Consider the following 10,440-nt stretch of genomic DNA (forward strand, 5'->3'; position numbering starts at 1 on the left):
AAGAAATACCAGATGATCGGCAGCATGAGTCGTAAAGGAAACTGCTACGATAATGGTGTGCCACGAAGGTTAGCCTAACTGAAGGTATAACCATGCTTAACCGGAGATGAGGGTCGGCCCCTCGAAGTCGTCATGTAGGTGAAGGCTTCAAACCACCGTAAGCTGCTATGGTCAAAAGTCATGGTGGTGAGCGTTACGGAAAAGGCGGAGCCAGACTTCGTCAGGTAAGTGCCAATGGAGACGAACACAAGTGAACCGCCGAGTACGTGTCGAAATAGCAGGGACGTCATCAAAACCGGGTTCGCGTTGTTGACCCGGGATAAGTCCGGAAGAAACCTACTTACTGACCGGACGGTGACCGGCATAGAGGCGGCGTGAACGTGGCACAGGCTTTGGTTAGGAACGTGGGAACCTGTATTTCGATGCGAAGAGAAACCTCCAAGCGAAAGAACCGCAAGGACAAAAGTATCAATGCGAAATACAGGGACGGAACAACCCGTAGTAGCGAGGAAACTTCGTAACGGAAGTGGAGCGAAGGGGTTGTATTATCCAGTTTTGTACAGGGGTCAACCGGAAGGGAGGAGCCAATGAACAAAATAAAGCCCTACAAGATCTCCAAGCAAGTCGTACTTGAAGCGTTCCGCTGCGTTAAAGCAAACGGAGGCGCATCAGGAGTTGACCGAATCAGCTTAGAAAAGTTTGAATCGAACCTTAAGAACAACCTCTATACCATCTGGAACAGAATGTCATCCGGGAGTTACTTTCCGCCGCCAGTGCAAGCAGTAGAAATACCCAAGAAAAGCGGAGGAACTCGATTACTCGGCGTACCGACGGTCGCGGACCGTGTAGCACAAATGGTTGCTAAAATATACTTTGAACCATGCGTCGAGCCGTACTTCCACCGAGACTCCTATGGATATAGACCGAGAAAGTCGGCCATGGATGCGTTAGCGGTCACAAGACAACGCTGTTGGACATATGACTGGGTACTGGAATTTGACATCAAAGGGTTGTTTGACAACATCAATCACGAATTACTGATGAAAGCAGTTCGTAAGCATACGGACAATCCATGGCTCATTCTCTATATCCAAAGGTGGCTGGAAGCCCCCATACAAATGCCGAATAAAGACTTAGTGAAGCGAACAAAAGGCACACCCCAAGGTGGCGTGATCAGCCCCGTGTTGGCCAACCTATTTCTGCACTACACGTTCGACAAATGGATGGAGAAGTTTCATTCGGATAAACCGTTTGCGAGATATGCAGATGATGCAGTTGTCCACTGTCACAGCAAAATGGCAGCAGAGCAATTGAAGACCGAACTTGAGACAAGGCTAAGGGAGTGCGATTTGGAATTACACCCGGTGAAAACACGCATCGTGTACTGTAAAGATGACAATCGCAAACTACAGTACGACGAAATTGCGTTCGATTTTCTGGGGTATACGTTTCGCCCGCGCAGAGCCAAAAATCGAGAAGGGAAACACTTCATCAGCTTCATTCCTGGGGCAAGCAATCAAGCAAAGAAGTCTATGCGACAAACAATTCGGAGTTGGCGTATTCAGCTAAAATCGGAGAAGACGTTGGAAGACCTGTCGAGGATGTTCAACGCGGTATTAAGAGGTTGGGTTAACTATTATGGGCGTTACTACAAAGCGGAGATGCATTCGGTATACCGACGCATGAATCGTGCCTTGATAAATTGGGCGATGAGAAAGTATAAAAGGTTCAGGCAGCGGCGCAAACAGGCACAGGATTGGCTTAATCAGATTGCAAAGCGAGAACCCAAACTCTTCGTTCAATGGGAGATGAACTACTTAAGTTGGGCTGGGTAATGGGAGCCGGATGAGCTGAGAGGTTCAAGTCCGGTTCTGAGAGAGCCTGAGGGTGGGATTCCCTCGGGCTACTCAACCCTGTATTGAGTCCTTTCATAGCGTATTAAAGAAGGAACTGGTTTATCTCGAGAAATTCAAAACGAGAAGTCAAGCAAAGAAATCTATTTTTGAATATATCTCGTGTTTTTATAATGGTAAAAGAATCCATTCATCCATTGAGTATTACACACCCAATCAGTACGAACGTATGCACCTAAAACTGCGTAATTCTCTCGGTTTTATGTGTCCAATCTATTGACAGAGGTCCACCATTGACCCTCATTTTGTTGTGGTTCTATCCAATCCAACATTGCTGAACCTCCTCGTATAATCGTATTTATAAGATCAGCACAAATGGAAACTGGTTATATATGGATTCCAGCAATTCGGCTACACCCGGTTCTTTACTATCTCAAATAAATAATTGATGCAAAATATTCGAATCCACTGAGAGATTTGAACATGGCTTTTCTCATTTTATTGGAAGAAGCTATATTACACAATTATACGGACTCAACTACTCGGGAAGGAGCTTATATGTTAAGGAGCAAACTTAATTTCTGATTTAGCAAATAGAATATTGAGACTAAGAATAAACCATCCCGTTCGAGTGGGAGTTAACGGAATAACAGCATCTGGAAAAACAACGCTTGACAAACCCTATTCAAAGAACACGCTTGGATATTCAATAACTCCTGAAACATAATCCAGAGTATTTTCTCGCAACTCTAATGCCATAAATGCTTTATCTGGTACTTCAAAAGGTGCTGATATTCCCCATGAAGAGAGCAAGAGCAAGTGATTCTGCAATTTGGTTATCATTAATGATTTTAATTTTAGATAAAAGAATATGTCCAAAGATTACTTGGCCCACTCTTTTCTCTTGGCATTAGAGTCTTCAGGCAAAAATCAAAGCCTTTCCTTCCACTGTGTAATGTACACCGCTGTCCTTTGTTAATGCTCCAGCCTTGATAAGCTTCTTTCTTCAAAACATACATGTTCGCTTACTATCTCGATATAGTTTCTCATTCGATATCCTCCTCCTTATTGGGATAAAATGGATTTTCATGAAATAAAAAAGGGCGCAGAATGAACACACGTCATTCTACGCCCTTTTGTCGTTATCTAAAAAAAATGAAGTCAAGATCTTCTGAAAGTTGTCTTAACATCCCCTTCTATATTATGTACCGCAAAAGGTTCGATAAGAACGGGTTGATAACGCAGGCAGCGTAGAATATTCAACTTGTTCGATGCTGTGTGCATATGGGCTCGAAAGAACATCGAGAAGCCGCTCCATCACGCTGTAGTCTCCTTGCTTCACCGCGGCTTCTAGCGCCTCTTCTACCCGATGGTTGCGCGGGATTAGCCCGGGATTGCTACTTCGCATCAATTGCTGCGAGGAGGCCTTTGATTCCTGCTGCCTGCTTAGTCTCGCCTGCCACTTTTCATACCACTCAGCATATTCCGTGCTGCCAAATAGAGCTGTGTTCTCCGACTTTTCGAAAGTTAATGCACGGAAAGTATTCGTGTAATCCGCACGATACTTCTGCATCATACTAAGTAAACCGTCCATAAGGGATTCATCCTGCTCTTCCTCGTTAAAGATTCCTAGCTTGCCCCTCATGCCCTCCAGCCAATTACGGTGATACAACTCGAAAAATTCTGATATTGCGTCCTCGGCCAGTTGGACAGCCTGCAACTCGTTGTCATGCAGCAGCGGCAAGAGGGCTTCAGCAAATCTCGCGAGATTCCACGCGGCAATGTTCGGCTGATTGCCATAGGCATAGCGGCCATCCATATCAATGGAACTAAATACTGTTTCTGGGTCATACGTATCCATGAAGGCGCAAGGACCATAATCGATGGTTTCTCCACTAAGCGCCATGTTGTCGGTGTTCATCACCCCGTGAATGAAGCCAACGAGCTGCCATTTGGAAATCAGCACAGCTTGAAGCTTAATTACTTCCTTAAGCAGGACAAGAAAACGGTTCTCATCAGCGTCAACCTTTGGAAAATGCCTTTGCAATGTGTAATCAGCTAGTGTTCGAAGATCCTGGACGTTACCCCAATTGGATACATATTGAAAGGTGCCGACGCGCAAATGACTGGCAGCTACACGGGTCAGTATTGCACCAGGCTGCTCGGTTTCGCGGATTACTGACTCACCTGTTGTCACCACCGCTAGGCTTCGGGTAGTAGCAATACCAAGAGAATGCATTGCTTCGCTAATGATGTATTCGCGCAGCATCGGTCCAAGTGCCGCTCGACCATCGCCTCGACGGGAGTACGGCGTTCTGCCTGAACCCTTAAGCTGAATATCAACCCGCTCGCCTAAGGGAGTGATCTGTTCGCCAAGCAGCAGAGCACGGCCGTCCCCTAACATGGTAAAATGCCCGAATTGATGCCCTGCATAAGCTTGGGCAAGAGGTAAGGCGCCTTCAGGAACCTGATTGCCGGCAAATACCGCTACGCCATCAGTGCTTTGCAGTGCTTCAACGTTCAATCCCAGGGATGGTGCTAACGAGTCATTAAGGATCATCAACTTCGGTGAGCGTACAGGGGTTGGGTCGAGCTTTGTAAAAAATAATTCCGGAAGACGGGCATAACTGTTATCGAAGTTCCATCCTATTTCTATTATTTCTTTTTTCTCTGTCATCGTATCTCCTTTTTTCTTTTATCTTTCTGTATCTAAGGTGCCCCTCTTAGGGTTTACTATCGCTTATTTATTATACCTTTTTCACCATATATGTACCCTTTTATGTTATAAACTTTTATCTCCACTTTGCCCGTAGTGCGTTTACGGCCTTTTGCGTTGAGGCGATCATCTCTTATTGGTGACATATCAGTCTCGAACCAACACTATCCGGCTCGAAATGAGTTTATTTCCAATGCGAGTATCCAATAAATCTCCATCATTTATTACCTCCTTTATTATCTGCGGACACCTGGCAACAAAAAGAACTAAACGGAAGCAAACACAGAATATCAATGAAATGCCGATGTGACAAGCATTGCTGCCCTTTAGCTTAAAAAGAAAAGGAGCTGATGCTTTCGCATACTGCTCCTTCGTACACAATCAGGAGTTTGGCGAATACTGATGAAAGTAAGTTGCAGATCCGCAAGCATCTGCCCTATAGACTCGTCGAGGAAATACGCCTTGAGGTAGGTCATATATATTTGGCAGTGACCATCCAAAGTCCCAACGATATCGACACGCAGCGGAGTGGCGGAGTTGAAGATCGCGACGCTTTTTCGTATTCGTTGACAAGAGGAATCTTATCGGGATCTCCTACTCAACTGGCGATATCGAAGTATGAGCCAAGATTCTGAAAAATCATATACGATTCAAACATGGTGTGAGCTTCCGCAATCCCGATCCACTCCCGAATCTTTCTCAGCTTCGTCGTCACTAGACTCACCTTTCATGCGGAATGAACGTCCATTTTATAACATATTATACCAGCGAAATTAAAGATTCAAGATCTGAATGTAGCAGACCGATGTCTTAATACAAGTTGAATGACATGAGCTAAACCGGTGTGCGCCTTTCCTTCCACTCGCTCCTGTTCTCCATAGAAGAAATGGATCACCTCATAACCTTCGCACCAAGCAAGAATTTCTTTTGGTTCGTAAAGCATATCAAGATCTGGGGGTCCACCTGTACCATAATGTAATTGATCCTTGGAGTACACCTCAAGCATAATAATCCCTTCAGGCTTTATTGCATTTTTCATTTTATTAAGAATCATGTTCTGGGCATCTCTATGAAAATGTCCAAATACCATTATTGCAGCATCGTATTCCTCATGTGGCACCCTATCTACCAATAGGTCTACTTTTTTTGTATGCACGTCAACGCCATACTTCTGAGCTAGTTTTTTCGTTTTTTGCAGACCACTCTCCGCATAGTCAATTGCTGTCACTTCATGCTCTCTTTTTGCTAAAAAAACAGCATTCCTACCTTCTCCCTCAGCAAATGCGATAACTTTTTGACAGTTTTCTAATCGAAAGGCTTGTTGTTGAATAAATGCGTTAGGTTCTTCCCCATACATGTATTCCTCCGAATTAAAACGCTCATGCCACGTATTTTCCATACTTTCTGGCCTCCTGTGATAAACTTATTACTGCAATATGCCTATATACGCTCCTTAAATAAAACTTCTGTTAAGGGGTTAAGTGAATTCCTGCGACGATCGGTATTCAAGCATTGTCGTAGTACAAGCATGAAGTCCTGCAGATGGGATTGGCGTGACCAACTGTCTTGTTATGTGTGTTTGTCAGAAAATGAAATGTTTTATTGATTTCTCGATATAAACTGCTTCAATCCCTCTAAGGACATTAATCCGACTTTTTTATCGACCGCTTCGCCACTCTTAAACAGAATCGTGGCCGGAATGCTCATGATTCTAAAGGAAGCGGCGGTCTCTGTATTTTCGTCTACATTGACTTTGAGAATCTTGGCGTCGTTGTTCCCTTCTGCGTCATACGCTTCAAGAATGGGAGCAAACATCCTGCAAGGTCCGCACCAAGGTGCCCAGAAATTGACGATAGTTAATCCTTCGCTTTGCAGTTCGTTTTTAAATGTACTGTTGTTCATTAAAATGAGCACGGACTTGATCATATACATGATCAGGCACCCCTAACTCGGAAACTCGCGTAATATGTTCAGCCAGTTCAAGTGCTGCTTTTTCTTTGCTGCTATAGTTAGGTACGTCACGCCATACATCCAGGAGTAAAATGCGTTCGAAATTGTCTCCTTTGTCATGGAGGGTTCTACCATTCACATTAATGCCAACGGAACTGCCATTCATTTGAGATACCCTTAATTTGATTAGCTCGATAATGGATGCATCCAACCCGCATTTCACAGCAAACGACTCGAGGCCCATCAATGCCTCGTAAGCAACAGGATTTACTTCATAGTGAATCATTCTCAATTCCATTCGGAATCCCTCCAATTCAATTCGTTATCATATCTGGACTAAGTTCGAAATCTTCCTCCGCCAAATCTTTATTTACGCCCATAGCAATTCGGCTGCCGTCGGCCGCGGCAAATACCAATTGGGAAGGCGTGAAGCACGAAGCATCCCCGGCGGCATATAAACCAGGAACCGTAGTTCGTCCCCATTCATCCGTCTTGATTCCGCCTGACTCCGTCCTTTCACAGCCCAAACGTTCTCCGAAAGGTGCGCTTTGTACTAATTTGGGAGTCACGAAGCCGGCAGTCCTCGGGATTTGCGTCCCATCCGCAAAGCGAACATGCTCAAGCCCCCCATTTTGTCCGATGAAAGCCGCTATAGGTTGCTCTATCACCACGATTCCCTTTGATTGAAGCCGTTTTTTTTGCTCGCTCGACAAGGGTGCCTGGCCGTTCGTGCATACGAACAAATCCTTGCTCCAATTGAGGAGCAATTTGGCCGTTTGAAAAACGGTCGGATACTCGGAAACAACGACAAGCGGTTGATCGCGCAGCTCCCAGCCATCGCAATAAACACAATTAAACAAGCTTTTCCCATATAGCGGATCAAAGCCTTTGATCTCGGGAAATATCTCCTTTGCGCCGGTCGCCAAGATCAGTTTTCTCGCTTGAACGCGCAGGCCGGACGAATCAAGCACTTCAAATCCTAATTCGATTCTGCCAACCGAAACAACCTCCCTTAGCAGTTGATCGACAGATGGATAACGCCGCAACTCATCGTAAGCGATACGGCGGAACTCGGCCAGCGTTATGCCGTCTCTCGTAATAAAGCCGTGTGACGCATGTGTAACGGCATTTCTTGGACGATTGTTGTCGAATAAAGCCACGCTACGCATCGCCCTGCCGAGCACAAGGGATGCATTCAACCCGGAGGGACCTCCTCCAATAATGGCACAATCGTAAATCATGATGCTCATCTCCTCTTAATCAGATATTAAAGACTCTTTATATCTATAATAATTTTAAAAAAATTTCTATACGCAGCGAACCGTATCTTTTCCTTTAAAGTCCGTGTTCAAAAGGTCAGTTTTTAGCACCGAGAAGGTTGCAAGAACTCGAAGTGTATGCTTCCGAAGAGAGTTTTGCGTTGCAAAACTTGATCAAAAGTGGACTTTTTGAACGACCTCTTAAACATATAGTGATCCAACTTAAACTTTCGTTTCTCTTTGGGCCAGGTCCGCCAATTTCGTGTTTTTGAGATGACTCTCCATTTTCTCTTCCGCTTCCTTCATAACCGCTTGAATCAGGCATTCGTCGCCGTGGACAAAATTACATTCAAACAAGGAGGCGGTACCCTCTATGGCGTGAATAATATCCAAAAACGTAATGTCGTCTCTCTTCCGTGATAACCGATAGCCTCCGTTGGCTCCGGAAATCGATTCAATCATTCCTGCTTTCACGAGCCTAGTTAAAATTTTAGATAGATAGGTTGGAGAAACGCCCTGGGATTCCGCCAACTGCTGAACGCCTACCGGCTTAACTGGGGAAGCGTCAACTAGCATGAGCATGGTGTGTAGAGCATAATTCGTCGCTTTTGTAAATCTCATGGTCGCACCTCATTTAAAGACTTATTGTATCCATAATATCCTTGAATCACCAGTGTGTCAAGTTAGTAGATTAGAATCTTGGGTGTAATGCTGCCAGTAAAATGTCTTCTCTCTTATTAGTCGTCACTAAATTCACCTTTCATGCGAAATGAACGTTCACTCCATTACATAGTTTAAGAATTCAAGATCTGAATGTAGTAAAGAAAAATCCGTCAAAGCGTTCAGCACGTTGACGGATTACTTTGTACATATGTTCATGTACTTCATTTAACTTATTTTCTTTTCTAGCTCGCCTTCTTCGCTTTCTTCGCTTCATGTGCTTTTAGCAGCGCTTCTTGTCCCTTCTCTTCCAGCTCGGCAATCGCTTCATCTAACGTTTTTTGATTATCAATGATTGCTTGCAGCGCTTCTGACAATAGAGGCCGGAATAAGCCAATGAAATCTTCAGGAACATTTTTGTTGCCCCATAATCCTTCATAAGAAGATACTGCCTTCGGCTTCAGAAGATAGAATGCTTCTGTGCTCCTCCCTTCAAGCTCCTTAAAATAGTCAATGCGTGTAGGCAATCTTCCGTCGTTCGTTTTCGAAGTGGCCTGGGCCATGTCCGTGCCATTCACGAACTTGACCAATTCCCATGCCGCTCGCTTATTCTGGGAATCAGCAGCTACCGCATAAATTTCCGACAAGCGCACATTCGCGGATTCATCGGGAGTTGAGGGATCAACTGGAGTTGTAACGATATCCCAGTCGATTTTCTTTAGTGTCTCTTCATAGAGTGGACGGTCCTTCAACTCTCTCGTAAACCAAGGTCGATGGAACATCATCGCAGCTTGTCCCTTGAAAAAGAGCTCATACCCCTGACTCAGCCGATTGCCATTCTCATCTTGAGGCGGAATGTATACAGACTTGTTGCGCGCAGCATCTGTTGCCAGCTTAATTGCCTCCTTCCAGCCGTCCGAGTTAATGAGCAGCTTTTCTGCCTTCGCGTCGAACAGCCTCAACCCGGAGGAAGCAACAATCTCATACATCAATTGTTCGGGACCGCCGTAATCTTGATAAAATCCATACACTTGATCGTCGCCCGATCCAATATTGGAGAATCTACCGGCCAGATCTATTAATTCCTTCCAGCTCATCTTGTTTCTTGGTAGTTCAATATGATGCTCCTTGAATATTTCACGGTTGTAATACAATACAGTTGTTTCGAAATAGGGAGCCAGCCCATACAACTTCCCATTGCCCTTCGCTCTAATCCTGTCGATAAGTCCAGACATGAAACCTTCAATATCATATTTATCTTGAAGAATGGCCGCTTCAATATTGTACAGCTTTCCTTCTTGCGCAAGGACTTCGAACATGCCCTCATCCAGCAACAATACATCCGGCTTATACTTATCTAGTAATTTTCTTCTTTCTTCATCAAAGTCAAAAGATTCACCCTGTCCAAATTTGGCAAAAAGTTCGGTTTGGCTTATGACTTCTATATCAATATCAGGGTATTTCATTTTAAAGAAGTTTCCGTAATCGCGGTAGAACGCATCTTCATCCTGATAGACAACCTTGATCGTGCCCGCTTGCAGTGGCTCCAGTACTTGCTTCTTTCCGAAACAGCCGCTTAACAAAGACATGATCGTCAGCAGCATGATTCCGATTCTCCATTTCTTCCTCATAGTTTCCTCTCCCTCTGCTTTGTTTCCATGTTCATCGAACAGATCAGCATTGATGTTTACGTTTATGAATAATTGCTGTCTCTGTTCCTTTTCCCCGGGGTTGGAATGTTCCACAGGTTCACCTCCCATACGCCTTCATCCTATATAACAATCCAAATCTTCGAATTGTGACATTCGTCCAAATGCTATTCAAAAAACACAGAAAGCGCCAACCGAATGGTTGTCCATAATCCTCCGCCTAAGTCCCCATTAGGGAATGTACTATATCGCCATGGGAACCCCCTTGTTTTAAAAAATATATAAAAAAAGCCTCCTCACTAGAGCGTGTCTTCAAACTATAAAAACGCTCCAAAACATGGTAAACTTAGCGT

8 protein-coding genes and 1 pseudogene are annotated in these 10,440 nt (G+C 44.5%); 2 read left to right on the forward strand and 7 right to left on the reverse strand.

The genetic code is table 11. The features are described 5' to 3' along the window. Positions 1 to 587 precede the first annotated feature (587 nt). Together ltrA and LQV63_RS30630 are read left to right on the forward strand one after the other, a co-directional pair. Positions 588 to 1,835, forward strand: a complete 1,248-nt coding sequence (ltrA, locus tag LQV63_RS30625; RefSeq protein ID WP_233699555.1) for a group II intron reverse transcriptase/maturase — start codon at positions 588 to 590, stop codon at positions 1,833 to 1,835. A gap of 79 nt (positions 1,836 to 1,914) precedes the next feature. After that, positions 1,915 to 2,133, forward strand: a pseudogene (locus LQV63_RS30630) (IS3 family transposase); the annotation flags it as partial. Between the two features lie 921 nt (positions 2,134 to 3,054). Here the strand turns inward: LQV63_RS30630 and LQV63_RS30635 are convergent. The 7 genes from LQV63_RS30635 to LQV63_RS30665 form a co-directional block, all read right to left on the reverse strand. Beyond that, complete coding sequence (locus LQV63_RS30635; protein WP_233699556.1) at positions 3,055 to 4,530, reverse strand: protein adenylyltransferase SelO; 1,476 nt, start codon at positions 4,528 to 4,530, stop codon at positions 3,055 to 3,057. A gap of 820 nt (positions 4,531 to 5,350) precedes the next feature. Next, on the reverse strand, positions 5,351 to 5,968 hold the full coding sequence (locus LQV63_RS30640) for a class I SAM-dependent methyltransferase (protein ID WP_233699557.1): 618 nt from the start codon (positions 5,966 to 5,968) through the stop codon (positions 5,351 to 5,353). Between the two features lie 200 nt (positions 5,969 to 6,168). Next, on the reverse strand, positions 6,169 to 6,501 hold the full coding sequence (trxA, locus tag LQV63_RS30645) for a thioredoxin (protein ID WP_233699558.1): 333 nt from the start codon (positions 6,499 to 6,501) through the stop codon (positions 6,169 to 6,171). Then, on the reverse strand, positions 6,452 to 6,817 hold the full coding sequence (locus tag LQV63_RS30650; RefSeq protein WP_233699559.1) for a carboxymuconolactone decarboxylase family protein: 366 nt from the start codon (positions 6,815 to 6,817) through the stop codon (positions 6,452 to 6,454). Before LQV63_RS30650 ends, trxA begins: the two co-directional genes overlap by 50 nt. Before the next feature lie 16 nt (positions 6,818 to 6,833). Beyond that, entirely contained in the window at positions 6,834 to 7,760 is a 927-nt protein-coding gene (locus tag LQV63_RS30655; RefSeq protein ID WP_019422201.1) for an NAD(P)/FAD-dependent oxidoreductase, read from the reverse strand. Between the two features lie 240 nt (positions 7,761 to 8,000). Next, positions 8,001 to 8,399, reverse strand: coding sequence for an Rrf2 family transcriptional regulator (locus LQV63_RS30660; protein WP_233699560.1), 399 nt, complete (start codon positions 8,397 to 8,399; stop codon positions 8,001 to 8,003). A gap of 284 nt (positions 8,400 to 8,683) precedes the next feature. Next, positions 8,684 to 10,183, reverse strand: a complete 1,500-nt coding sequence (locus LQV63_RS30665; RefSeq protein ID WP_325175943.1) for an ABC transporter substrate-binding protein — start codon at positions 10,181 to 10,183, stop codon at positions 8,684 to 8,686. Positions 10,184 to 10,440 lie beyond the last annotated feature (257 nt).

The organism is Paenibacillus profundus (genome assembly GCF_021369635.1).
In the GTDB taxonomy this organism is placed as follows: domain Bacteria; phylum Bacillota; class Bacilli; order Paenibacillales; family Paenibacillaceae; genus Paenibacillus_B; species Paenibacillus_B profundus.